This is a genomic window from Roseateles noduli (assembly GCF_050626985.1).
Lineage (GTDB): Bacteria > Pseudomonadota > Gammaproteobacteria > Burkholderiales > Burkholderiaceae_C > Roseateles > Roseateles noduli_A.
Map to the genome: position 1 here is coordinate 1,575,420 of NZ_CP192463.1, position 21,941 is coordinate 1,597,360.

The window sequence follows — 21,941 nt, forward strand, 5'->3', positions numbered from 1 at the left end:
ACGCCGTCGACAGGCCACCACGAAGCGACAAAGAAGTTCGGGATTCGCAAACCATGAAGCAGCTTCGCATCCTCACAGGCTTGCATGCCGGGGTCCAGCTACGGTTGACCCGTCGGCAGTACCGCATCGCCAGCGATGAGGCCGCCGACCTCCAGATCAGCGACTGGGCCCACGCCCCGCTGATCCTGACGTTCGAGGAAGAAGGCTCCGACGTGTCTCCCGCGCTCCACCTCATCGCCGACGACGGAACGCCCGCGAATCCGCAGGGCCTGCTGGAGGACTTCCTGCCGCGGCGCTTCGGCGACATCGTGCTGTGCGTCGGTCCCGACGCGGCCCCCGATGCCGCGGCCTGGCCCAGCGACATGGCGCTGATGGACGCGCTGATGCGGCCCGTCGCGAAGATCAAGGCGACCGCCGCGGCCGTGGCCGCCGAAGCGGCGCCGCGTGCGAAGTCGGCGCTCGGCCTGAAGCTGAGCGTGCTGGTCGCCGCCGCGGCGCTGATCGCGGCGCTCGCGTCGGTGCTCAGCACGCAGACCGCCGCCTCGACCGCGCCGCCCGTCAGTCCGATGGAACAGGCGACGCAGGCGCTCCGTCAGGCCGGCGTCGAAGGACTCACCGTGCGCCGCGTCGATCGCCGCCTGGTCGTCGAGGGCCTGCTGCCCGGCAGCGCCGAGATGGCCCGCGCCCGCGCCGCGCTGCAGCCTTTCGGCGAGGGGCAGCTCCTGCATCGCTACGCCTCCGCCAGCGACATCGTCCGCCAGATCGGCGACGCGCTGAACCGGCCCGGCGTGCGCATCGTCCACCGCGGCCAGGGCGTCTTCGCCGTCGAAGGCCAGGCGGCCGATCCCGCAGACCTGCAGGACGAGGTCCGCCGCATCGCCGGCGACATCGGCCCGCTGGTGCGTCGCATCGACATCGCCGTCGAGCAGACGCTGCCCACGGCGCGCGTGCGCGTCGGTTCCATGCTGGCCGGCGACGACGGCCTGCAGTACGTGCAGACGGCCGACGGCACGAAGCACCTTTCGCTCCGGACCCCCGTGGACGACGGCGCCGCCGTCGCCGGGGATCCGTCTTCCTCATCCCCCACCGGAGAACCGTGATGGACAACCCCTTGGAACAGACCGTGTTCGCGGATCTCGCGCACATCGAGAAGACCCTGACCGACGACCTCAGCGGTGAGCGCACCCGCGCGATGCTGAGCTACTTCGACCAGGTCGCGCAGAGCACCGAGGCCCACCTGCAGACGCCGCTGGCCGATGCGGAGCGCCAGCTGAGCTCGCAGCTGATCGAAGGCTTCCGCGCCTCGCAGCGCATCGTGCGGCACGTGTGGGAAACCATCCACACCGCGTCGCTGCCCGCCTGAGCGCACAAGGAGCGCCCCATGTCCGCGTTGCCCATTGATGCCTCGACCCTGGACGCCGCCGGCGCGTCCGCCAGCTACCCGCTGGTCTACCGCAACCTCATGGCGGTGGGCCTGCTGGGCGCCGTGTACCGCGCCCGCGACGACGCCGCCGTGGTGAGCGCGGCGGTGGAGCTGACGATGGCCGATCCGTCGCCGTTCCGCATCTGCCGCGCCATCGCGCACAGCATCGGCGGCGACGCCGAGTACGCGTCGGCCACGCTGGTGCAGCACGTCGAGGACCACCCGCAGGACGAGGGCGCCAAGGTCGCGCTGGCCACGGCCTTCCTGCTGGCGCGCGACGCGCGCTGGAAGGGCGTGCTCGACGAGGTGCTGGCCACCAGCGCCGACCCCAACGTGCGGCAGGCCGCCAACGGCGTGCTGGAGTACGCCGCCACCTTGCAGTGACGTCCCCCACGGGACGTCGATCGATTCATGTCGACCGGCCCGCGCGGCGGGGCGGTCGATCCCAGGATCCGATGGGGCGAAGGGTTCGTCCCACGGGCAAGCAGTGCCTCGTGCACTTTCATTCCGGAAGTTGTCTTCCGTATCACCAGGAGAGAAACATGGCAGGTCAAGTCAATTCCCAAGGCGCTGGCGCTTCCGCCGACATGCAACAGATGATGGGCGAAATGCGCGCCCAGAACGCCGAGCAGATGCGCAACAACCTGGAAATGGGCCGCATGAGCCAGCAGGCTTCCATGTCGGAAGCGCTGGGCAAGAAGTTCAAGGCTTCCGGCGACAGCGTCAAAGGCCTGGTCTGACGCCGCGGCGGCCGCGCCGGTCCCGTCCGGGTCCGGCGCGGTCGCTCCGTGCCCCGCAAGGAGAACCCCATGTCCGCAACCCTCCCGGGGGCGCCGATGGCTCAGGCCCAGTCGGCCGAAGCCTCCGCGTCGTCGCAGATGTTCATGGCCGAGCTGAAGGCCCAGAGCAAGCAGACCATCGCCAACAACCTGGAGATGGGCCGCATGAGCCAGATGGCGTCCATGTCGGAGGCGCTGGGCAAGAAGTTCAAGGCCGGCGGCGACAGCGTCAAGGGACTGGTGTGACCCGCGCTGCGCGCACGACGCGTCACCGCATCCAACCTCTGTCGGAGCGAATTAGATGAGCATTCAACTTCTCCAACAATCGCCGCTGAACATGCTGCAGGGGCTGCAGAGCCCCCTGGCCGGCATCCAGCAGGCGCTTCAGGGACTTCAACAAGGATTGCAGGGCCTGACCCAGCTGCTGCGGCCGCTGGAACAGCTGCTGCAGAACCCGATCCAGGCTGCGATGAGCGGCGCGGGTCAGGCGATCGGTCAGGCCATCGGCCAGATGGGCCAGCTGGCGAATTCGCCGCTGGGCGGACTGGGCCAGGCGCTGGGCGGCATCGGCCAGAGCCTCGGCGGCATCGGCCAGGCGCTGGGCGGCCTGACGCAAGGCCTGAACGCGCTGCAGGGCGGCCAGGGCGGCCCGCTCGCCGGCGCGCTGGGCGCACTGGGCGGCCTGTCGCAAGGCCTCAACGGACTGAACCAGGCCCTGGGCGGACTGGGTCAGGCGGCGGGCGGCCTGGGCGGTCTGGCACAAGGCGGCCTCGGCGGCGGCGCGCAGCAGCTGCTGGGCGGACTGAGCCAGGCCATCGGCGGTCTGGGCAATGCGCTGGGCGCCGCGGGCTCGCTGGTCGGCGCCGGTGCGGCTCCGCTGGGCGGATCGATCAGCCCGCAGGGCGAGACCGGTCCGATGGACGGCAATCGTGCGGAACGCGCGCTGTTCAAGGCCATGACCGACTCCGGCATGAAGATGATCAGCGGCAAGGAACTGGACGACGCCGCCAACGGCATCTGCCCGAAGGGCATGCGTCCCCAGGACTTCACGCCTGAGTTCCAGCAGGCCGCGAAGTTCCTGCGCAGCGAAGCCGGCGAGAAGAAGATGGGTCAGCTGGACACGGCGGACCGCGACAACGCGCTCGGCAAGATGGGCCTCGCCCTGAAGGACAAGGGCGGCGACGACAAGATCGGCATCGGAGACCTGACCGCTTCCATCCAGAAGCAGGGTCTGAACGCCGACCAGCACTCGACGATCTCGACGTTGAAGAACAACTTCGACGCGCTGTCCAAGGACGGCAAGACCTTCGACCTGGACACGATGAAGGACGTCGCCCAGGGCAAGCAGATGCCCAACGGCCTCCTGCCGTCGTTCGAGCTGCAGGCCGCCGCCCAGAAGTTCGTGAACGACACCGCGCTCAACAAGGGCACGGACGTCGCGCGGCAGACCGCCGACGGCAAGTTCGACCAGCAGGGCGACAACAAGTACAGCAAGAGCGATCTCGAGAAAACCCTCGCCCGCGGCTGACCCACGGCCGCCGAGACCCCGATTGGGGCGCAGCGCGTCGTTGCAGATCCTCGACATAGCGCCGCTATGTCTCCGGTCTGCGCCTAGCGCTGCATCCCCAATCAGGGCCTCGGCAGCCATGGGTCACTGAGCATCTTTTGACTCCGAGCCCCCAACGCTTTTCTGAGACCGGCCGTGCACGGCACGAGCCATGGAGCAGACATGATCGATTCCTCGTTGCAACGCAAAGACTTCGTCTCCGGCCTGGTCGGCCTGGTGAGCCTGGCGGTGGACCGCGAGCTGCTGGACGACGCCGAAACCCTGTTGGGCGCCGTGCGCCTGCTGCGCCCCAAGGTGTCCCAGCTCGACTTCTTCGAAGCCTGGATCGCGATGAAACGCGGTCATTGGGCCGACGCGATGCGCACGCTGCGCAACCTCGATGCCACCGCGCCCGAATGGTCGACGGCCAAGGCCTTCCTCGCCTATTGCCAGTTCGCCACCGGCGACGCGGGATGGCGCGCGACCGCGGAGGACGTGCTGCACACCTCCACCAATGCCGAGGCGCTGGACATGGTGCGCTCGCTGCTGAATCCCGACGAAGCGAACGCGGAGTCGGGCGGCGATGACGCGCAGGCCGAGCCCACCACGCCGCCCGCGCTGACGATCGACCTCTCGCAGATGGCCTACATGCGGGCCTGAGGAGCAGCCATGACCGACCCCATCCAAGCGATCTCCGCGCACGAGATGATCCGGCAGGCCGCGACGCCGACGCCGGATCTGCAGGCGCAGACGCAGAAGTTCGAGCAGCTGATGGCGCGCGAGCCGCAGCCCGATCCGTCGGCGACGCACGCCGTCGGCCCTGCGGACTCGACCATGACGAAGACGCTGCACACGCTGGACGACGCGTCGCGCCAGGTCACGGCGGACATGCAGCGCTACGTCGCCGATGCCCCCAACATGAACCTGCAGGAGCTGACCGCGCGCTCGATGGAGCTGAACCTGCAGGTCGCCACGCAGGGCCTGCAGTTCTCGGCCTGCACCTCCGTCGCGCAGAGCAGCAAGAACGGCCTGCAGACGCTGATGAAGAACCAGTGACATGAGCGCCCATCCTCAGGCGGATCCCTTCGGGAACGCGGCGCATGCGACGCGCGGGGCGAACAGAGCCAGCGCGGCGAGGGCGGTGGAGGGCTCGGACGCCGCCGCGTCCGATCGCTCCAGGGCCTCCTGGCACGTGGTCTACCTGCTGGCGCTGGTCCTGCTCATCACGCTGCTGGCCGGATGCAAGACCGATCTCTACACCAAGCGCACCGAGGCGGAGGCCAACGACATGGTCGCCGCGCTGCTGCAGCGGGGCGTGGAAGCGGAGAAGAAAAGCGGCGACGGGGGCAAGACCTGGAACGTCGCCGTCGACGAGCAGGAGGTGGTGAACGCGCTGGACATCCTGCGCGCCAACGGCCTGCCGTCGGACAAGTACGTGTCGCTGGGCGACATGTTCAAGAAGGAAGGGCTGATCTCCACGCCGACGGAGGAGCGGGTGCGCTTCATCCACGGCGTGTCGCAGGAGCTCTCCAGCACGCTGTCCAAGATCGACGGCGTGATCGTGGCCAAGGTGCACATCGTGCTGCCCAACAACGACCCGATGGCCACGACGGTGAAACCGTCCAGCGCGTCGGTGTTCGTCAAGTACCGGCCGGAGATCGACGTGCCGCAGCTGGCGCCGTCGATCAAGAGCATGGTCGCGCGCAGTGTCGAGGGCCTGACCTACGAGAACGTCACGGTGACGCTGGTGCCGGGCGCGATGCTGCCGACGTCGCCGCGTCACGCGGTGGCGGACGCCACCTGGGCGTGGGTCGCCGGCGGCGTGCTGGCGGTGCTGCTGCTGGTGGGCGCGGTGATCGGCGTGATCGCCTGGAAGAAGCCGGGTCTGCTGCCGCGGGGACTGGGCCGTCGACTGGCGCCGGGCGCCGCCGCCGGAGCCGCGGTGCCCGTGGCCGACGCCGGCGGCGCATGACCATGGCCGCGCCCGAGCAGCTCGCGGCCTGGGCCGTCAGTTTCGACGGCAAGCTGCGCGGCCTGGTCGACGACCTGGATGCGAGCTGGCAGGACGAACTGCTCGGCCCCTGGGCCTTCCTGGAGGCGCTGCCGCCGGAGAGTGCCGCGTCGTTGTGGCCGCGCTTGTGGCGCGACCGCATGGCGTCGGGCGGCGGACTGCCCGCGCTGGGCCGATTCGCGGATCCGCTGCCGCGGCTGGGCCTGCTGCCGCGGGGTGAACTGCTGCAGGGTCTGTGCACGCTGGCGCTGGCCCGTCGTCCGGGCGTGCTGCGCTGCTGCATCGACCGCACGGTGCGCGCGCCGCTGCAACGCGCGCTCGGTGAGCACTTCGCGCCGCTGGCGGCCATGAGTGCGCGCGGCCGGCCGGTCGAGGCCGGACAGGCCGCCTGGACGCCGGTGCAATGGGCGTGCGTCGGCTTCGCCGACTGGTCCGCGGCCTTGTCGGCGGACGACGGTCCGGTGCGGCAGATGGTGCGCTGGTCGCTGCCGCGCACGGCGGTGGACGAGGTGCTCGCCTCGCCCGTCGCGGCGGAACGGAACGTGGCCGCGTCGCTGTCGGCGCTCGCGGAAGCGGATGTGGAGTGGCCATGCTGATCTGGGTGAAGACATCGACGCACACGGACGACGGCGCCGCCGCGGCATCGCCTCATGGCATCCTGCGCGCGGGCGACGTCACGCTGCTGCGGCACGACGACGAGATCCGCCGCGCGGCGACCGCGCGTGCCGAGGCGCTGGTCGCGCAGGCGCAGGCGGACGCGGAACGCATCGTGTCCGATGCGCAGGCGCGGGCCGAGGCGCTGCTGCGCGACGCGCAGGAGCAGATCGACGCCGCCTGCGAGGCCGGACGCGCCGAGGGCGAACGGCAGGCCGCGCTCGCCTGGCACGAACGCCAGGCCGGTCGCGCGGTCGATCAGGCCGACGCGGTGCGGGGCCTGCATGAACGCATGGCCGAGGTGGTCACCAGCGCCGTCGAGCGCATCGTGCAGACCGAGGGCCGCGCCGCGCTGTACCAGCGCGCGCTGCGCAGCGTGCAGGCGCTGTCGCGTTCGGCGACGGCGTTGACGCTGAAGGTCAGCCACGCCGACTTCGACGCCGCGCGCGACGGCATCGCCGCCGTGCCCGAACTGCAGTCGGCCGGACTGTCCGTCGAGGTCGTCGTCGATCCGGCGCTGCCCGCGGGCAGCTGCCTCTTCGAATCGGACATGGGCGTGGTCGATGCGAGCCTGAGCACGCAGCTCGACGCGCTGCGCGCGGCAATGTCGCGCGCCGTCAAGCGCGCGGTCGCCGAGAGTTGAACCTCTGGGCAGCCCTCGCTCAACCCCCGTTCAATGCCGACTCGCCCCGAGTGCATCCCCAGTGCTTCCCCTAGAGACTGTCCCTTGCGATGAACGCTCCTGACCGCCTCGCCTCGATGAACCTGGATGAGCTTGGTCGCTGGATGGAGCTCGAGCTCGCCGGCGCCGAGACGCTGAACCGCACCGGCAAGGTCGTGGAGGTGATCGGCACGCTGGTGCGCGCGAGCGGCCTGTCGGCCAAGCTCGGCGAGATGTGCCACCTGCTCGACGCCAACGGCGGGCTGCTGCAGGTGGCGGAGGTGATCGGCTTCTCCAACGGCCAGACCATCCTGTCGCCGTTCGGCTCGATCCTCGGGGTGGCGGCGGGTCAGACGCAGGTCGTCGGGCTAGGCGAGATCCAGAGCATCGCCGTCGGCGACGCGCTGCTGGGGCGCGTGGTCGACAGCCTCGGCCAGCCGGTGGACGGCGGACCGGCGATCGTCTGCGAGGAGCGCCGGCCGGTCTTCGCGATGCCGCCCAGTCCGATGGACCGGGAAATGATCGAGCATCCGCTGCCGACCGGCGTGAAGATCATCGACGGGATGATCACGCTGGGCGAGGGTCAGCGCATGGGCATCTTCGCGCCGGCGGGCGTCGGCAAGAGCACCTTGATGGGCATGCTCGCCCGCGGCACGCAGTGCGACATCAGCGTCATCGCGCTGATCGGCGAGCGCGGCCGCGAGGTGCGCGAGTTCATCGAGATCATCATGGGCAAGGAGGGGATGGCGCGCTCGGTGGTGGTGTGCGCGACCTCGGACCGCTCCTCGATCGAGCGCGCGAAGGCGGCGCACGTCGCCACGGCGATCGCCGAGTACTTCCGCGACCGCGGGCTGCGGGTGCTGCTGATGATGGACTCGCTGACCCGCTTCGCCCGCGCGCAGCGCGAGATCGGCCTGGCGGCGGGCGAGTCGCCGGCGCGGCGCGGTTATCCGCCGTCGGTCTTCGCGGAGATCCCGCGCCTGCTGGAGCGCACGGGCATGGGCGCGAAGGGCTCGATCACCGCGCTCTACACGGTGCTGGCCGAGGACGACAGCGGCAGCGACCCGATCGCCGAGGAGGTGCGCGGCATCCTGGACGGCCACCTGATCCTGTCGCGCAAGATCGCGGCGCGCAACCAGTACCCGGCGATCGACGTGCTGGGCAGCCTGAGCCGGGTGATGTCGCAGATCGTGCCCAAGGACCATCAGGCCGCCAACGGCGGGCTGCGCAAGCTGATGGCGAAGTACGACGAGATGGAGCTGCTGATCCAGATGGGCGAGTACAAGCCCGGCAACGACCCGTTCGCCGACGAGGCGGTGCGCAAGCACGGCGCGATCCGCGAGTTCCTCAACCAGGCGACCTCGGACCTGCGGCCGATCGAGCAGACCGTGGCCGAGCTGCAGGCGCTGGTGAACGGTTGATGAAAGACCTGCGTTCGCTCAAGCTGCTGCTGTGGGCCAAGCGCCGTCGGCTCGAACCGATGGAGCAGCAGGTCAAGGCCGAGTCCGCGCAGCGTGACGCCGCGGTGGCGGCGCAGCAGGCGGCGCAGGCGCGCCACGAGGGCTGCGTCGCCGATGAGGAGGCCTGCGCGGCGCAGATCGAGGCGCTGGCCACCTCGGCATCGTTCAGCCCGCAGGACGCGGTGACGCTGACCTATGTCCGCGAGGGTTTGCAGGATCTGGTCCGCCAGGCCGAGGAGGGCGTGCGGACGGCTGTCGCGCAGGTGGCGCAGGCCGAGGCTCGCGTGCTGGCCGCGAAGCAGGCGTTGCAGCGCGCCGAGCAGCAGATCGAGCAGCTCGAGGAACGCCGGCGCAAGCGGCTCGTCGAGATCGACCAGGAGGCCGAGGACACGCAGGACGAAGAGAGCGAGGAGGCCGCGGTCGCGCGCCGCGTTGCACAGCGGCGCGCGACCGAAGCGGCGGCCAGGGCGGTGGCGGCGGAGGCCGGCGCATGAACGAGATGTTCAACACCTTCGCCGGCGTGATCGGCTTCGGCACGACGCTGCAGGACGGCGTGATGCTGCTGGCGGTGTGCCTGCTGCGCGTCTACGCGGTCTTCCTGGTGCTGCCGGCGACGACGGACCAGGTGCTGCAGGGGCCGATCCGCAACGGCGTGTGCATCTGCCTGGCGCTGTTCATCGCGTGGGGCCAGCCGGCGGGGCTGGTGCACGGCATGGACATGGTCCAGCTGGTGGCCACGATCGCGAAGGAGGCGCTGATCGGCGTGGTGCTCGGCTTCGCCGCGTCGACGGTGTTCTGGGTGGCGGAGGGCGTGGGGGTGTTGATCGACAACCAGGCCGGCTACAACAACGTCCAGCAGACCAACCCGCTCAGCGGCGAGCAGAGCACGCCGATCGGCAACCTGCTGTCGCAACTGGCGATCAGCGGTTTCTACCTGCTGGGCGGGATGCTGATGCTGACGGGCATCCTGTTCGACTCCTTCCACTGGTGGCCGATCGGCAGCCTGTCGCCGGCATGGGGGACGATCCTGGAGGACTTCGTCCGTGTGCAGACGGGGCACTACCTGGAGCTGATGATCAAGATCGCCGCGCCGGCGCTGCTGGTGCTGATGCTGATCGACCTGGGCTTCGGCATCCTGTCGAAGACGGCGGAGAAGCTCGAGCCCAACAACCTGGCGCAGCCGGTGAAGGGGGCGGTCGCGATCGCGCTGTTGTCGCTGCTGGTGGCGGTGTTCTTCGAGCAGGTCCGGCCGGCGCTGTCGATGCAGAACCTGTCGGCGGAGATGGCGAAGTGGGCGAGGGCGGCCGAGGTGGCGAAGGCGGCGCCGGAAGCGGGTTCGGCACCGGCGGCCGCACGACCTGCCACCGCCGCCTCCACGGGTGCGACGCTGCCGGCGGCATCGGCATCGGCATCGGCATCGGCATCGGCAGCGTCGGCGTCGGAACCGGATCGCACGTTGGCGTTCCCGCCTTGATCATGCGCCCCTGATCCCGGCTTCACGGATGGAAAGGCGTCGACAGCCCGCTTAGGCTTCCTGCCGCGACCGCGATGCGGCCGACGATCAGTCTCACAGGGAGTCGTCATGAACGCACTGTCATCGTTCCTTTCCCGTTGTCGCCTGCTGTGTGCGCTGGCGCTCGCAGCGATGCTGTCGATAGGCGCATCGCCTGCCGCTGCGGAAGAACTCCGCTATCACTACGTCAGCAATGTCTTCCAGATGCGCGTGGAGAACGTGCGCGCCAATCCCGGGGATCCTGACCAGTACCGGTTCATGGACGTGGTGCTGAATGCCGACATCTACATGCCTGTCACGCGCCTGCTGGCGGCGGGGGACACGCTGGAGGACGTGTCGCGCTTCACCATGACGCTGAACGTCAACGACAACGGCTCGCGCTACAGCGAGACACTGGTCTATCCCTTCGTGCCGTACTGCGACCAGTGCCCGGTGCAGCGGGAGATGGAGGCATCGCTGACGATCGGGGCCATCGGCATGTTCGCGTTGCCGACCGACTGGGACCTGTCCATGTCACGGCGCTACATCCTGCCCACCGGACGGCATGACTATCTGGGGCTTGGGAGCACCGATTCGCAGGAGCAGCTCTATGGCTTCTACGAGACCTTCACCAACTCCACCGGTCAACTGAGCGGATCGCGCGGCGTCTGGACGCTGGCGGTCGTGCCGGAGCCCGCGACGTATGGGTTGATGATGGCGGGGGTGGGGCTGCTGGCGTTGGTGGCGCGGCGGCGGTCTGCGCCGCGGCGATAGCGCTCATCCGCTTTCTGGTTGTCTTCGGATGCCCACCAAGGGAACTCCCGTGGTGGGCATGTGCGCGAGCGCACAGAGAATCGACTCGCCCTGATGCCCCCGCTTTCCTTTGGCCACCCACTTCCTTGGCGACGAGTTCGATGGCGCGCTTCGCCTGAAGCTCGGCGATGTGCTGCGCCAATTCGGAGCTCGCAAGGAAGCGACAGAGACTCGCGGAATCGCTGGCTCTCAGGAGCTCGAGTCCATGAGCTTCATCGTCGATGGTGAGGTGTTGACGGTGGAGTCGGAGACCTACATCGGGCTTTCCATGGACGGACCGGAGGAACTGGTCTTGAAGATCAGGAAGGCCGTGCTTGGTGAGCCATGACGACAGGCGCATCGAGCTCCACCTGATTGCGCCGCTGCGCTTCACGGTTCGCTTCACGGTTCGCAACTACCGAGCCGAAGAGGATGACGTCCGCTCGATCCTGATGGACATTTGCCGCGCGCTCGACACTCGGAGCGAGTTCCGTGTGTCCGGCTTTGGTCAGCAACGCTGGCCGGTCGACGAGTCGTGCGACCTCGGGATCTTCCTGGAGCAGTTGCCCGATGCGTTGCGTCGACTGCAAGCTGGTCAAACCGCGCAGCAATGTGAGGGCCTTCTTTCAGATCTGCGGCGCGCTGGATATCGGTTGAGTCCGGTCGATCAAGTGGATGAGGACGCGGCCCCGGCAGCGCAGTGAGGTTCAGTAGATGAGGGACCTCACGCCCTCATCCACGTGTACTCCCCCAACGACAAGCTCTCGAACATCTCATCCTCCGCCAGCAGGATGTTTTCCCGCCAGTACCGGCCGTGCTCGATGTAATGGTTGATGGTGTCCGCGAGGTAGGGCCCATCGACGCCGTCGAGCATCGGCACCCGCACCACCAGCAGCACCACGCCTGAATCGGCGTCCAGGCCGAGCTGCGCCTGGTCCTGCGCATACAGGCTCAGGTTGGCCTCCAGCATCAAGCGATAGACACGCAGGCTGCGCCCCGACGTCACGCTGCCGAAGGTGAAGTTCAGGTACATCGCCTCGGGGTCGTTGTCGTAGTAGCCGAGCAGCACTTCGAAGCCCTCGACCTCGATCGCGCTGCGTGTGAGCGCGGCCTCGGCGTCGGGCAGTCCGACGGCTTCGCACAGGCCGACGATGAGCTGCTGGTAGTGCTCGACGTTCATGACTGAGAGTCCTTCGTGCGGGCGGCTTCGGCGGCGGGGAGCGGCGTGAGCGCCCGTTGCAGTTGACTGCTGCGCGCCTCGACGCCGTCGCGCAGCGCGTCGAGCGGGCGGAAGAGGGCGCGCAGGCCGTTCAGCGGGAACAGCAGGTTGGCGTTCTGCTGAGCCTCGGTCGCCGACGGCGGCGGACCGTTGGCCGCGCACCAGGCCACCGCCGCCGCCTTGACGACGGACAGCGACGGCGTCGCGTCCGCCGGCAGATGTCGGGCCACTGCGGTCATCGCCGCGAGCCGCATCGCGCCGACCGCGGTGCCGGCGCCGCCGCCTTTGAAGTACAGCGACGCCAAGGCATCGAGCAGCACCGTCGGGGGCTTGCCCTCCGGTGTCGGCATCGATCGCAGCATCACCGCCGCCGGCAGCGCGCTGCGGCGCAGGGCCGCGCCTTCGCGGACCTCGGGGGGTGGGGGCGGCATGCGCGTGCGCGGCGGCGAGCTCAGCGATCCCTGCTCCTGACGCTCCCCCGCATCCGGCTTCTGCTGCTTGCCGCCGGCACCCTGCACCGGTCGCATCGTGTTCGCGCCCGCGCCGCCCGCAGCCATCTGCCGCGGATCGTCCATCGGCATCTGCGGATGCTCGTCCTCGGGGTGCGCCCCCTGCGCGCCGGTGGATGGCGGCCGGGGTCGCGGCTTGGGCGCCGGCCCGGTGTTGCGTCGCGCCGGCACCTGTGCCCGCGGCGCGTGCCGGTACGCGTTCCCCTTGTGCATCCCGCCCGCATACCCGGACGAGCCGCTGCCGCGCGCCTGGCCCTTGCCCGCGGCCTCCTGTGCTTCCCGCGCCTGCTGGGCCTCGGCGCCCTGGCGCGCGCGGTCGAGCTTCATTTCTGGAACACCGCCGTGAAGAGGTTCTCGCTGAACTTCATCAGCGTCGAGCCCGCCCACGGCGCCGTCACCACGACCACGCCCGTCACCGCCAGCAGCTTGATGCCCTGCGAGATGCTCGAATCCTGCAGCGACGTGATCGCCTGGAAGAACGACACGATCAGCCCGATCAGCGCCGACACCACCACCGCCGGCAGCGACAGCAGCACGCACATCATCAGCGCCTCGGACGTCAGCTGCACCACCACGTCGTAGTTCATGGGTGGTCCTCCTCACGCCCGCATGTCGCGCGCGTCTGGCGCGTCTGGCGCGTCGGCGGCGTCTTCATCGTGCTCATCGTGTTCAGCGTGCTCATCGGTCGCTCATCGATAAGTCAGCACCAGCCCGTGCACCAGCCGCGACCAGCCGTCCAGCGTGACGAACAGCAGCAGCTTGAACGGGATGGCGACGTTGCTCGGCGTCACCTGCGACAGCCCCATCGCCAGCAGCACGTTGGCGATGACGATGTCGATCACGATGAAGGCCAGGTAGAGCAGGAAGCCGATGCGGAAGGCCGCCGTCAGCTCGCTCAGCAGGAAGGCCGGCGCCAGCACGATCAGGTCGTCCTTCTTCAGCGTCGCGGCCTTGTCGGCCGGCCAGATGATCGCGGCGGACTTCAGGAAGAACTGCTTCTCGCGCTCCTCGGCGTGTTTGTCGAGGAACTTGCGGAAGGGCTCGCGCGCCGAATCGGCCGCCTCCATCAGCGTCTGCGTGCTGGAGCCGCCGGCCGGATTGGCGGCGGAAGCGGCGCTCATGCCCTTGGTCGCCTCGATGAAGACCGGCGCCATGATGTAGCAGGAGATGATGATCGCCACGCCGTTGAGCACCATGTTCGGCGGCACCTGCTGCACGCCGATCGCATTGCGCAGCAGGCCCAGCACGATCGAGATCTTGGTGTACGAGGTGACCACCATCGCCGCGAACGGCAGCGCCGCCAGCGCCAGCAGCACCAGGAAGAGCGCGACCGGATCAGCGTGCTGCAGCGGCGTCATGCGCGAACTCCAGCCGGGTGATGCGCACGCCGAGGTGGTCGCCGATGGCGATCAGCTGCCCCTGGCCCAGCGTGCGGCCGTGGCAGACCAGGCGCACCGTGGCCTCGCGCAGCGGCACGTCGAGCTCGACGGCATAGCCCGGCTGCATGCTGGCCAGCTCGGCGAGGCTGACGCGCGCGGTGTCCAGCTCGAAGGCCACCGGCAGCTGCAGCTCGTCGAGCGAGCCGGCGGATTGCGGCGCTTCCGTGCTTTCTCCGGACATCTGTGCGGCCATGTGCCCGGCCTCGTGGGCGGCCGGGTCGTCGGTGAGGGCGGGCGGCTCGGCAAGGTGCACGGTGAACTCCTGGGGATCGATGTGAAGGGAAGCGCGCAGCGCGCGGCCCACGCCGCAGCGCAGCACCGCGGGTTGGCCGCCGGCGAGGACGGTGTCGCCCGGACGCAGTCCGCGCAGCACCCGCAGCGGGAAGGTCCGCGCGAAGAGGCGGATCACCGGCCGCAACGGGAGTTGCGCGAGCGGGGTCAGGTCGGTGCCGGAGGCGGCGACGGTCGCGATGACGCGCTCCAGCACGGCGGGATCGGCATCCAGCAGGGCGACGGGCATGGCGCCGCCGAGAACGATCGGCACGCGGCGCGGCGCCTCGAGCGCCACGCCGTGCGTTGAGGAATGCGGCTCGGCGACGGCGTCGGCGTGGGCGGCCGGCTCGGGGATCACGTCCGCCAGCGGCGCGATGTCCACGACGCGCAGCGTTCCGAGCATCGGCGCGAAGGCCTCGGCCCAGCCGGCCAGCAGCAGCGTCACGACCGCGCAGGCCGTGTCGCGCGGCTGGTGGGCGCAGGCGAGCTCCAACGCGGGCGAATCCGCCGCGTCCAGCCCGAGCTGGAAACGGCCCTGCGCCGACTCGACGGTGAGGCGCCATGGCATCGCCTCGCGCTGTCGCGTGATGCCGATGCCCGCATGCTGGAGCGTGGCACGCAGCCAGTCGACGAAGCGCGCATCGTGTGCCATTCGGGACAGCGCGGCGTCGGCGGCACTCATCGCGGGCAGGCGGCCGGCCAGCGTCGTCGAGTCCGCCAAGGCGGCATCGCCAGCGACGCCAGTGGTGGCGGCGCTCGCAGGAGGCATCGATGCGAAGGAGGTCGGCCGGTTCATGTGATGTCGATCTCGATGTGCCGGTCGCCGGGCAGCGCGCGGACCAGCAAGGCGCGCAGCTGCGACTGGTGGGCCGAAATTAGGGCGAGCGAGCGCGTCGATTGCGTGCTGAAGCGAAGCGTCAGTTGGTGAGGCGAAAACGTGAGACGAAGCTCGGTGTGGGGCAGGGTCTCGGCGTCGACCGGCACCTGGATGGTCCAGCTGTGGAAGTTGGGCTCGCTGCTGCGGCACAAGGTCGCGACCGTGTCGGCGAGTTCGCGCTCCCAGCCCTCGGGCAGCGGCGTCCATGCCACGTGCGGGATGGGCATGGTCGGCGCGGTGACGGTCAGGTCGAGCGCGGCGTCCTGCTCGGCTTCGGCCTCCTGCGCTTCGCCGGCCTCGCGCGCGCCGGTCTCCGCCGCGGGGATCACGGGCGGTCGCGGACGATGGCCGTCGACGAGGAGGGCAGCGTCGTTGCGCGACGCGTCCTTCTTCCGGGACGGCGAGCCGGACTCTTTCCTGTCGTGGCGTTCAGCGCGGTCCGAGCGCTCGCGCGACGGCACGGCGACTGCCAGGGCCGATGCGTGCGTCGCCTCGTGCCGAGGCGCCGCCGCATGCTCCGAAGGCGGCGGTGGCGCTGGCGCCGGCGACTCGGGCGCGGCATCAGTCGTGGACGTCGCGCGCCGCACCGCACCGAGCGCACGGTGGAAGCGCTCCGCCTGGCGCGAATCAACCGCAAGCGGCAAGGTCGGGATCTGCGGATCCGCGACCACGAGGCGTCGGATGCGACGGATCTCTTCGTCGTTCATGGCAAGCGACCCCATGGCAAGCGCCCCCAAAACGAGGCGCGCCCTGGCGACGGGCTCATGGGAGTCCGCGCCGTGGTCTGACGACCATGACCATCACGTCGCGCGCCGGCCGCCACACTCAGGCCGCCACGCGGCCCAGCGGCCGCAGCTCGACCTGGTTGCCCAGCTCCTGGTACGAGTAGACGCGCAGTCCCTCCAGGCGCGACTCGATGATCTTCTTGACGTAGCGCCGGATGTCCATCGACGTGATCACCGCCACGCCCGCCTCGGGCGTCTCGCCCGCGATGCGCAGCACCTTCTCGGTGATCGCCGCGGCGCTCTCCGGCGGCATCGCCAGGTAGTTGCCGGTGGGCGTCGCCTTGATGCACTGGCGGATCGCCTGCTCGACGCCCGCGTCCAGCAGGATCGCCGACACGTAGTTGCGTCCGCCGCTGGCCTCGAACGCGAGGTAGCGCCCGAGGTCGCCGCGCACGTACTCGGTCAGCAGCAGCATGTCCTTCTCCTTCGGGCCCCAGGTGATCAGGCTCTCGAAGATCGTGCGCACGTTGCGGATCGGCACCTGCTCCTCGAGCAGCCGCCGCATCACCTCGGCGATGCGCTGCACCGGCAGGATCTTCTGCACCTCGGCGACCAGGCCCGGGTAGTCCGCCGTGGCCTTGTCGACGATCCACTGGATCTCCTGCACGCCCATGAACTGGTGGGCGTTGCGGCGCAGCAGCAGCATCACCTGGCGCGCCATCACCTGCTCGATGTCCAGGCACTTCGCGCGCTCCGCGTCGGGCACCTGCGCGGGCGGCAGCCACTGCGATTGCGCTTGATCGAGCAGGGCTCCGTGCGTCGCCGCGGACGCGGCCCACGGCTCGCCCGCCAGCGCCGCGGGCACCAGCAGCAGGCGGCCCGGCAGCTCGACGTGCCGCACCGGCACGTCGTTGATCAGCACCTCGAAGCGCAGGTCCTCCAAGGTCGGTTCGACCCACATGCACACGCCGGGGAAGGGCACGCCCAGCATGGCCTGCAGCTGCAGCCGCTCGCGCTCCATCGCCTGGTCCAGCATGTGCGGCAGCAGCAGCGCGGCCAGCGCCGGCGACATGCGCACGGCCAGCGGCCGCGAGAAGTGCGGCGCCTCCTGCATGATCGACGGCGCGTCGCCCTTGGCGCCCTCGCGCTGCAGCGCGGCGATCGGGGCGGAGACGCTCTGCGCCTCGCCGCTCTTGCGCTGGCGCGCCAGGTAGCGCCCGGCGAGCGCCAGGCCGATGCCCAGCGCCAGGAACTGCAGCGCCGGGAAACCCGGCACCGCCGCGAAGGCCACCGTCAGCCCCGCCGCGAGGTACATCGCCCGCACGTTGGCGGTCATCTGCGCGACGATCTCCTGGCCCAGCGAGCGCGGCTTCTTCTGGTGCTCGTCGGCCACGCGGGTGATCAGCACGCCGGCGGCCACGCAGATGAACAGCGACGGGATCTGCGACACCATCGCGTCGCCGATCGACAGCACCGCGAAGCGGTTGGCCGCCTCGCCCGCCGTCATGCCGTGGTACATGATCCCGACGACGATGCCCGCCAGGATGTTGACCAGCGTGATGATCAGGCCCGCGATGGCGTCGCCCTTGACGAACTTCATCGCGCCGTCCATGCCGCCGTGCATCTGGCTCTCCATGCCGAGCAGCGCGCGCTTGCGGCGCGCCTCGTCGCCGGTGAGCAGGCCCGCGCGCAGGTCGGCGTCGATGCTCATCTGCTTGCCCGGCATCGCGTCCAGCGTGAAACGCGCGCCGACCTCGGCCACGCGCTCCGAGCCCTTGGAGATCACGATGAACTGCACCACCGTGATGATGATGAACACCACGATGCCCACGACCAGGTTGCCGCCGACGACCAGCTCGCCGAAGCTCTCGATCAGGTGACCGGCGTCGGCGTGCAGCAGGATGGACTTGGTCGACGCGATGTTCAGCGACAGGCGGAACAGCGTCGTGAACAGCAGCAGCGACGGGAACGAGGACAGCGCCACCGCGTTCGGGATGAACAGCGAGGTCATCAGCAGCAGCACGCTCACCGCCAGGTTGACCGCCAGCAGCGTGTCGATGGCCACCGTGGGCAGCGGCAGGATCATCAGGCCGACGATCGCCACCACCAGGAAGCTCATCGCGAGGTCGTTGCCGAGGGTGCTCTTGTCACCCAGTGCCTTGCTCATGTCGTGCTCCCGCCTGGTTTGCCGCCGCTGCCACCACCGCCACCGCTACCGCCACCGCTCTTCGCGCCGACGCCGTCGAGCATCGCCACCCAGCGCAGCACCGTGGCCACGGCCTCGAAGAGCGCCTCGGGCACCGTCTCGTTGACCGGCATCTTGAACAGCGCGCGTGCCAGCGGCGGATCGCCGACGATGGGCACGCCCGAGGCTTCCGCGATGCGGCGGATCTCCATCGCCTGCGCGTCCGCGCCCTTGGCGACGATCAGCGGCAGCGGCGTCACGCCGGGCTGGTAGCGCAGCGCGACCGCGTAGTGCGTCGGGTTGGTGACGACGACGGTCGCGTTGGGCACCGTCTTCTTCGGATCGCTGTTGGCCATCTCGAAGGCCAGGCGCTTGCGCTGGCCCTTGACCATCGGATCGCCTTCCATTTCCTTGTATTCGCGCTTGAGCTCGTCCTTGTCCATGCGCTGGTCGCGGATGAACAGCCAGCGCTGCAGCGCGAAGTCGACAGGACCCAGCACGACCAGCGCGATCACCGCCGCGACGAAAAGCTTGAGCATCGCCGTCCATGCGACCGTGGCCACGCCCGTGGGCGTCTGCGTCGCGGCGCCGACCATCAGCGGGATCAGGCCCATGGTGATGATCGCGATCACGCAGCCGACCAGGATGGCCTTGAACACGGTCTTCACGAACTCGATGATCGAGCGCAGCGAGATCAGCTTCTTCAGCCCGGAGCCCGGGTTGACCTTGTCGAAGTTGGGCGTGAGCGGCTCGAAGGTGATGTTGAAGCCGACCTGCGCGAAGGACGCGATCAGGCCGACGAAGATCGCCGCGACGACGAAGGGCAGCACGATCCACAAGCCCTCGATGGCGATGTCGTAGGCCACGGCGAAGACGTCGCTGTCCGTCTTGGCCTGCAGCCCGACGCCGCTGGCCAGCGAGAACAGCCGCTCCAGATGGCTGAGCGCGGTGGCGCTGGCGGCGCTCAGGCAGACGGTGATCACCAGCAGGCCGGCCGCGGCGTTGATGTCCTGGCTCTTGGGCGACTGGCCCTTCTTCTTCGCATCGTCCAGCTTCTTCTGGCTGGGTTGTTCGGTCTTTTCCCCCATGGCTCAGGGGGCCGTGGCGTTCGGCGCGTTCGCCGCTTCCGCTGCGGGCACGCCGGCCGCGACCGCCGGTGCGTCCAGGGCCTCCGCGGGTTGCGTGTCGTCGAAGTCGCGCGCGATGTCCGCCAGCGTCATCCCGAGCAGCACCATGTCGCGCCGCTTGCCGAAGGCGGTGACCGCGCCGGGCAGTTCGCCCCAGGCGCTGAAACCGGCCCGCCGCAGCACCGACAGGCTGGCGGCGTTGTCGCTCCAGACCATGGCCAGCAGCCGGTCCACGCGCCATACCGGCGCCTGCGTGATCAGGTGCTTGATGAGCCGCGTGCCGACGCCGCGTCCGCGCCAGCGCGGCGCGACGTAGTAGGCCAGCTCGAACAACGACGACAGGCCGGGCCGGTCATGCAGGCCCAGCGATCCCATCCAGCCGACGGTCTCGCCGCGCTGCGTCGCGATCACCATCGGGCGTCGGTAGAACTGGTGGAGCTCGATCTGCAGCTTGGCCATCGGCACGCTCATCGGGCCGATGTAGTTGGCGTCCTTCACCGCGTCCTTGTCCTTGACCTTGGCGAGCTCCTCCGCCACCCAGCGCGCGCCGTCGGCCTCGCTCACGCCGGCGGGCTGATAAGGCTGCGTGCGCAGCGAGGCGTTGTAGATCGCCGCGACCGAGGTGGCGTCCTGCGTCGTGGCGGGCCGCAACGCGATGAGCTCGGAGATCGCGTTGGCGTTCTTCTCGGCGAGAGGAAGGGCTAGGGACACAGGGGGCTCCTCGGGGTTGAGGCGCACTGTCCCTGCGGGCGCAGGCGGCGGGCAAGGAGGGGGCGAAGCGATTTGCGCCGGGGCGAAAAGAGGCTGTCTCACTTCCACCGCCGCTGGCCCTCACCCCGACCCTCTCCCGCGTTGCGGGAGAGGGAGTCCGACCGGCGCTTCTCGCAGCGATGGCTCCTCTTTCTCCATCTCGATCTCCACTCCATCTCCATCTCCATCTCCCGCTTGCGGGAGAGGGTCGGGGTGAGGGCTGGCGGCGGTGGAAGTGAGACAGCCTGGTGACGCCCGCTCCCCATCACTTCGTGTTGAGGATTGTTGAGGATTTCATCGTGAAGACATGAGGCCGCCGAAGCGGACGGCTGCCTAGCATGAGCCCACGCCGAAACGCACACGGCGGGCGATACGGCCGCGATGAATACGTGATCAATGCACGTTCAGGCGCATCCGGATGTATCCGACAACGCACTCGATACGCATGGAAGGGGAGTTCACATGTTGTTGCTGACCTTGGGCAGCCTGAGGCTTGCCGAGCAGGATGGAGACGTCGCCGCCGCGGTGGCGCGCGGTGATGTGCAGGAGGCCTTGCGGCTCGGGCTGGGCCGGCTTGATCGTGGGGCAGGCGGCGATCCCGAGCGGCTCGCGGCGCTGGGCCAGGTGCTGGGGCAGGCGCTGCTGGCCGCCGGGCGCGACGAGCAGGCGGAGGAGCTCTTCCAGAAGCAGCTCAAGATGTACGAGGGACTGCCGCGCGCGCAGGTGCGTTGGTTGTCGTCGATGGACCGGGGCTTCCTGTTCCTGCACCTGAACAAGCCGGGCCGCGCGGCGGAGACCTTCAACGTGGTGGCCGATGCGGACGACGCGCCGCCGACGCTGCGGGTCGAGGCGCTGGCCGGCATGGCGCAGGCGATGCAGTCCATGGGCGAGCACCGCCGCGCGGCGCGCACGCTGGCCTTCGCGATGGCGCTGGCCGACGCGATGGACGCGCCCGCGCTGATGATGCCGCTGCTGACGGCGATCGAGCTGGAGGTCCAGGTCTGCCGCGCGCTGCGGCACTACGACGACCTCGCCGGCGCAGAGCTGCCGCGGGACCGCGACGTGCGCGCGGCGTTGCGATCGTCGGCGCTCGCGCTGGCGGCGCTGCCGGGCGTGGTGGCGCGACTCGAGTTCCTGGTCGCGCTGGTGGCGCCCGAGCCCGCGTTGATCGGCGGCCAGGGTGGGCAGGGCGGAGAGAGCGTGGATGGTCTCTTCGACGGCGTGCGCTGGTATCGCGACCGCCGCCTCGCACCGATGGAAGAGCGCGCCCGCGTCGAAGCCGCGCTGGCGCTGCTGGACCGCGGCCAGGCGCGCACGGCCTACGACATCCTGGGTCCGCTGGCCATCGACGATGCGCGCCAGCTCCACCACCGCCATGCGATCGAGCTGCGCTACTGCGCGTCGAAGCTGCATGCGATGAACGGCCGTCACTCCGACGCGCTGCGCTGCTATCGCCAGCATGCGCAGCTGTCGCTGGCGCGCTTGCGCTTCGAGCTGACGCGGGTGCCGTACTCGCGCTTCCTCGAGCAACAGGAGCGCGCCGAGCAGGCCGACGCCGATCAGCTGCGCCTGCCCCCGCGTTATCGCCGCGCCTATCAATTCATCCTGGACCACTTGCACGACCGGGCGTTGTCGGTCCGTCGCATCGCCGCGGAGATCGACGTCACCGAGCGCGCGCTGCAGATGGCCTTCCGCGCCAACCTCGCCCTGACGCCGGCGGAGGTGATCCGCAAGCTGCGCATGGCCTGCATCCGGACCGAGCTGCAGCAGATGGCCGGGCGCGACAGCGTGCTGGCGGTCGCGGCGCGATGGGGCATGGCCAATCGCTCGACGCTGGCCCACAACTATCGCCAGCAGTTCGGCGAGACCCCGAGCGCCACGGCGAGCCTGCCGAGTTTCGCGGAGCTGCCGTCCATCGCGGCCACCGTGGCGGCGGCGGTCGCCGGCAGCGGCTCGGGAACGGGCGTGGGGATGAGCGCCGACGCCGGTCGACGCGTGTTCTCCGTCGACGGCGTCTGA

At 69.7% G+C, this 21,941-nt stretch carries 27 protein-coding genes; 18 read left to right on the top strand and 9 right to left on the bottom strand.

The window, feature by feature from the left end; translation table 11 throughout:
• Positions 1-53 precede the first annotated feature (53 nt).
• The 17 genes from ACQ4L4_RS06995 (at position 54) to ACQ4L4_RS07075 (ending at position 11,522) form a co-directional block, all read left to right on the top strand.
• Complete coding sequence (locus ACQ4L4_RS06995; protein ID WP_431103509.1) at positions 54-1,100, top strand: hypothetical protein; 1,047 nt, start codon at positions 54-56, stop codon at positions 1,098-1,100.
• Positions 1,100-1,363 carry a hypothetical protein gene (locus ACQ4L4_RS07000; protein ID WP_297524110.1) on the top strand — a complete coding sequence of 88 codons (264 nt, stop codon included), beginning with the start codon at positions 1,100-1,102 and terminating at the stop codon, positions 1,361-1,363. The genes ACQ4L4_RS06995 and ACQ4L4_RS07000 overlap by 1 nt, the downstream gene beginning before the upstream one ends.
• A gap of 18 nt (positions 1,364-1,381) precedes the next feature.
• Positions 1,382-1,807, top strand: coding sequence for a hypothetical protein (locus ACQ4L4_RS07005; protein ID WP_431103510.1), 426 nt, complete (start codon positions 1,382-1,384; stop codon positions 1,805-1,807).
• 158 nt (positions 1,808-1,965) lie between these two features.
• Positions 1,966-2,163, top strand: coding sequence for a hypothetical protein (locus ACQ4L4_RS07010; protein WP_377155147.1), 198 nt, complete (start codon positions 1,966-1,968; stop codon positions 2,161-2,163).
• A 69-nt stretch (positions 2,164-2,232) separates the two neighbouring features.
• Positions 2,233-2,448 (top strand): hypothetical protein, encoded by a 216-nt coding sequence (locus tag ACQ4L4_RS07015; RefSeq protein ID WP_431103511.1) that lies wholly within the window; start codon positions 2,233-2,235, stop codon positions 2,446-2,448.
• Between the two features lie 55 nt (positions 2,449-2,503).
• The gene (locus ACQ4L4_RS07020; protein ID WP_431103512.1) at positions 2,504-3,730 is read left to right on the top strand and encodes a hypothetical protein; all 1,227 of its coding nucleotides are present in this window, start codon (positions 2,504-2,506) and stop codon (positions 3,728-3,730) included.
• Positions 3,731-3,931: 201 nt separating this feature from the next.
• On the top strand, positions 3,932-4,408 hold the full coding sequence (locus tag ACQ4L4_RS07025) for an HrpB1 family type III secretion system apparatus protein (protein ID WP_431103513.1): 477 nt from the start codon (positions 3,932-3,934) through the stop codon (positions 4,406-4,408).
• Positions 4,409-4,417: 9 nt separating this feature from the next.
• Positions 4,418-4,804: a hypothetical protein gene (locus ACQ4L4_RS07030; protein WP_431103514.1), complete on the top strand. Its 387-nt coding sequence runs from the start codon at positions 4,418-4,420 to the stop codon at positions 4,802-4,804.
• Position 4,805: 1 nt separating this feature from the next.
• A complete protein-coding gene (gene sctJ, locus ACQ4L4_RS07035) occupies positions 4,806-5,720 on the top strand; it encodes a type III secretion system inner membrane ring lipoprotein SctJ (RefSeq protein ID WP_431103515.1) in 915 nt (304 codons plus the stop codon).
• Positions 5,717-6,355, top strand: coding sequence for a type III secretion protein HrpB4 (locus ACQ4L4_RS07040; RefSeq protein WP_431103516.1), 639 nt, complete (start codon positions 5,717-5,719; stop codon positions 6,353-6,355). The genes sctJ and ACQ4L4_RS07040 overlap by 4 nt, the downstream gene beginning before the upstream one ends.
• Positions 6,349-7,056: a type III secretion system stator protein SctL gene (gene sctL / locus ACQ4L4_RS07045; protein ID WP_431103517.1), complete on the top strand. Its 708-nt coding sequence runs from the start codon at positions 6,349-6,351 to the stop codon at positions 7,054-7,056. The genes ACQ4L4_RS07040 and sctL overlap by 7 nt, the downstream gene beginning before the upstream one ends.
• An 89-nt stretch (positions 7,057-7,145) precedes the next feature.
• Positions 7,146-8,495 carry a type III secretion system ATPase SctN gene (gene sctN / locus ACQ4L4_RS07050; RefSeq protein WP_377155138.1) on the top strand — a complete coding sequence of 450 codons (1,350 nt, stop codon included), beginning with the start codon at positions 7,146-7,148 and terminating at the stop codon, positions 8,493-8,495.
• Positions 8,495-9,028, top strand: a complete 534-nt coding sequence (locus tag ACQ4L4_RS07055; RefSeq protein WP_377155137.1) for a hypothetical protein — start codon at positions 8,495-8,497, stop codon at positions 9,026-9,028. The genes sctN and ACQ4L4_RS07055 overlap by 1 nt, the downstream gene beginning before the upstream one ends.
• Positions 9,025-10,008 carry a type III secretion system export apparatus subunit SctT gene (gene sctT / locus ACQ4L4_RS07060; protein ID WP_431103518.1) on the top strand — a complete coding sequence of 328 codons (984 nt, stop codon included), beginning with the start codon at positions 9,025-9,027 and terminating at the stop codon, positions 10,006-10,008. The genes ACQ4L4_RS07055 and sctT overlap by 4 nt, the downstream gene beginning before the upstream one ends.
• 108 nt (positions 10,009-10,116) lie before the next feature.
• Entirely contained in the window at positions 10,117-10,800 is a 684-nt protein-coding gene (locus tag ACQ4L4_RS07065; protein ID WP_431103519.1) for a PEP-CTERM sorting domain-containing protein, read from the top strand.
• Between the two features lie 244 nt (positions 10,801-11,044).
• Complete coding sequence (locus ACQ4L4_RS07070) at positions 11,045-11,167, top strand: hypothetical protein (protein WP_431103520.1); 123 nt, start codon at positions 11,045-11,047, stop codon at positions 11,165-11,167.
• The gene (locus ACQ4L4_RS07075; RefSeq protein WP_431103521.1) at positions 11,157-11,522 is read left to right on the top strand and encodes a hypothetical protein; all 366 of its coding nucleotides are present in this window, start codon (positions 11,157-11,159) and stop codon (positions 11,520-11,522) included. The genes ACQ4L4_RS07070 and ACQ4L4_RS07075 overlap by 11 nt, the downstream gene beginning before the upstream one ends.
• 20 nt (positions 11,523-11,542) lie before the next feature.
• On the opposite strand, the gene ACQ4L4_RS07080 is transcribed toward ACQ4L4_RS07075, so the two are convergent.
• The 9 genes from ACQ4L4_RS07080 to ACQ4L4_RS07120 all read right to left on the bottom strand — a co-directional run bounded on the left by ACQ4L4_RS07080 (position 11,543) and on the right by ACQ4L4_RS07120 (position 19,883).
• Entirely contained in the window at positions 11,543-11,998 is a 456-nt protein-coding gene (locus tag ACQ4L4_RS07080; protein ID WP_431103522.1) for a CesT family type III secretion system chaperone, read from the bottom strand.
• The gene (locus ACQ4L4_RS07085) at positions 11,995-12,873 is read right to left on the bottom strand and encodes a hypothetical protein (RefSeq protein WP_431103523.1); all 879 of its coding nucleotides are present in this window, start codon (positions 12,871-12,873) and stop codon (positions 11,995-11,997) included. Before ACQ4L4_RS07085 ends, ACQ4L4_RS07080 begins: the two co-directional genes overlap by 4 nt.
• Complete coding sequence (gene sctS / locus ACQ4L4_RS07090; protein WP_088404105.1) at positions 12,870-13,133, bottom strand: type III secretion system export apparatus subunit SctS; 264 nt, start codon at positions 13,131-13,133, stop codon at positions 12,870-12,872. The genes ACQ4L4_RS07085 and sctS overlap by 4 nt, the downstream gene beginning before the upstream one ends.
• A 102-nt stretch (positions 13,134-13,235) precedes the next feature.
• Positions 13,236-13,904: a type III secretion system export apparatus subunit SctR gene (gene sctR, locus ACQ4L4_RS07095; protein WP_431103524.1), complete on the bottom strand. Its 669-nt coding sequence runs from the start codon at positions 13,902-13,904 to the stop codon at positions 13,236-13,238.
• Complete coding sequence (locus ACQ4L4_RS07100) at positions 13,882-15,054, bottom strand: FliM/FliN family flagellar motor switch protein (protein ID WP_431103525.1); 1,173 nt, start codon at positions 15,052-15,054, stop codon at positions 13,882-13,884. Before ACQ4L4_RS07100 ends, sctR begins: the two co-directional genes overlap by 23 nt.
• Complete coding sequence (locus tag ACQ4L4_RS07105; protein ID WP_431103526.1) at positions 15,051-15,842, bottom strand: type III secretion HpaP family protein; 792 nt, start codon at positions 15,840-15,842, stop codon at positions 15,051-15,053. Before ACQ4L4_RS07105 ends, ACQ4L4_RS07100 begins: the two co-directional genes overlap by 4 nt.
• Before the next feature lie 118 nt (positions 15,843-15,960).
• Positions 15,961-18,027, bottom strand: coding sequence for a type III secretion system export apparatus subunit SctV (gene sctV, locus ACQ4L4_RS07110; protein ID WP_431103527.1), 2,067 nt, complete (start codon positions 18,025-18,027; stop codon positions 15,961-15,963).
• A complete protein-coding gene (gene sctU, locus ACQ4L4_RS07115) occupies positions 18,024-19,133 on the bottom strand; it encodes a type III secretion system export apparatus subunit SctU (protein ID WP_431103528.1) in 1,110 nt (369 codons plus the stop codon). The genes sctV and sctU overlap by 4 nt, the downstream gene beginning before the upstream one ends.
• Before the next feature lie 3 nt (positions 19,134-19,136).
• Positions 19,137-19,883: a GNAT family N-acetyltransferase gene (locus ACQ4L4_RS07120; RefSeq protein WP_431103529.1), complete on the bottom strand. Its 747-nt coding sequence runs from the start codon at positions 19,881-19,883 to the stop codon at positions 19,137-19,139.
• Positions 19,884-20,384: 501 nt separating this feature from the next.
• Between ACQ4L4_RS07120 and ACQ4L4_RS07125 the strand changes: the two genes are divergently transcribed.
• Positions 20,385-21,941 (top strand): helix-turn-helix domain-containing protein, encoded by a 1,557-nt coding sequence (locus tag ACQ4L4_RS07125; protein ID WP_431103530.1) that lies wholly within the window; start codon positions 20,385-20,387, stop codon positions 21,939-21,941.

What these genes read in the sequence shown, in the direction of transcription:
- sctR (WP_431103524.1), bottom strand. Translation starts at nt 13,904, where the DNA reads ATGACGCCGCTGCAGCACGCTGATCCGGTCGCGCTCTTCCTGGTGCTG.
- ACQ4L4_RS06995 (WP_431103509.1), top strand. Translation starts at nt 54, where the DNA reads ATGAAGCAGCTTCGCATCCTCACAGGCTTGCATGCCGGGGTCCAGCTA.
- ACQ4L4_RS07070 (WP_431103520.1), top strand. Translation starts at nt 11,045, where the DNA reads ATGAGCTTCATCGTCGATGGTGAGGTGTTGACGGTGGAGTCGGAGACC.
- ACQ4L4_RS07125 (WP_431103530.1), top strand. Translation starts at nt 20,385, where the DNA reads ATGTTGTTGCTGACCTTGGGCAGCCTGAGGCTTGCCGAGCAGGATGGA.
- ACQ4L4_RS07085 (WP_431103523.1), bottom strand. Translation starts at nt 12,873, where the DNA reads ATGAAGCTCGACCGCGCGCGCCAGGGCGCCGAGGCCCAGCAGGCGCGG.
- ACQ4L4_RS07020 (WP_431103512.1), top strand. Translation starts at nt 2,504, where the DNA reads ATGAGCATTCAACTTCTCCAACAATCGCCGCTGAACATGCTGCAGGGG.
- sctT (WP_431103518.1), top strand. Translation starts at nt 9,025, where the DNA reads ATGAACGAGATGTTCAACACCTTCGCCGGCGTGATCGGCTTCGGCACG.
- ACQ4L4_RS07030 (WP_431103514.1), top strand. Translation starts at nt 4,418, where the DNA reads ATGACCGACCCCATCCAAGCGATCTCCGCGCACGAGATGATCCGGCAG.
- sctS (WP_088404105.1), bottom strand. Translation starts at nt 13,133, where the DNA reads ATGAACTACGACGTGGTGGTGCAGCTGACGTCCGAGGCGCTGATGATG.
- ACQ4L4_RS07105 (WP_431103526.1), bottom strand. Translation starts at nt 15,842, where the DNA reads ATGAACGACGAAGAGATCCGTCGCATCCGACGCCTCGTGGTCGCGGAT.
- ACQ4L4_RS07005 (WP_431103510.1), top strand. Translation starts at nt 1,382, where the DNA reads ATGTCCGCGTTGCCCATTGATGCCTCGACCCTGGACGCCGCCGGCGCG.
- ACQ4L4_RS07065 (WP_431103519.1), top strand. Translation starts at nt 10,117, where the DNA reads ATGAACGCACTGTCATCGTTCCTTTCCCGTTGTCGCCTGCTGTGTGCG.
- ACQ4L4_RS07025 (WP_431103513.1), top strand. Translation starts at nt 3,932, where the DNA reads ATGATCGATTCCTCGTTGCAACGCAAAGACTTCGTCTCCGGCCTGGTC.
- ACQ4L4_RS07010 (WP_377155147.1), top strand. Translation starts at nt 1,966, where the DNA reads ATGGCAGGTCAAGTCAATTCCCAAGGCGCTGGCGCTTCCGCCGACATG.
- sctV (WP_431103527.1), bottom strand. Translation starts at nt 18,027, where the DNA reads ATGAGCAAGGCACTGGGTGACAAGAGCACCCTCGGCAACGACCTCGCG.
- ACQ4L4_RS07015 (WP_431103511.1), top strand. Translation starts at nt 2,233, where the DNA reads ATGTCCGCAACCCTCCCGGGGGCGCCGATGGCTCAGGCCCAGTCGGCC.
- ACQ4L4_RS07080 (WP_431103522.1), bottom strand. Translation starts at nt 11,998, where the DNA reads ATGAACGTCGAGCACTACCAGCAGCTCATCGTCGGCCTGTGCGAAGCC.
- ACQ4L4_RS07040 (WP_431103516.1), top strand. Translation starts at nt 5,717, where the DNA reads ATGACCATGGCCGCGCCCGAGCAGCTCGCGGCCTGGGCCGTCAGTTTC.
- sctL (WP_431103517.1), top strand. Translation starts at nt 6,349, where the DNA reads ATGCTGATCTGGGTGAAGACATCGACGCACACGGACGACGGCGCCGCC.
- ACQ4L4_RS07000 (WP_297524110.1), top strand. Translation starts at nt 1,100, where the DNA reads ATGGACAACCCCTTGGAACAGACCGTGTTCGCGGATCTCGCGCACATC.
- sctN (WP_377155138.1), top strand. Translation starts at nt 7,146, where the DNA reads ATGAACGCTCCTGACCGCCTCGCCTCGATGAACCTGGATGAGCTTGGT.
- ACQ4L4_RS07055 (WP_377155137.1), top strand. Translation starts at nt 8,495, where the DNA reads ATGAAAGACCTGCGTTCGCTCAAGCTGCTGCTGTGGGCCAAGCGCCGT.
- sctJ (WP_431103515.1), top strand. Translation starts at nt 4,806, where the DNA reads ATGAGCGCCCATCCTCAGGCGGATCCCTTCGGGAACGCGGCGCATGCG.
- ACQ4L4_RS07100 (WP_431103525.1), bottom strand. Translation starts at nt 15,054, where the DNA reads ATGAACCGGCCGACCTCCTTCGCATCGATGCCTCCTGCGAGCGCCGCC.
- sctU (WP_431103528.1), bottom strand. Translation starts at nt 19,133, where the DNA reads ATGGGGGAAAAGACCGAACAACCCAGCCAGAAGAAGCTGGACGATGCG.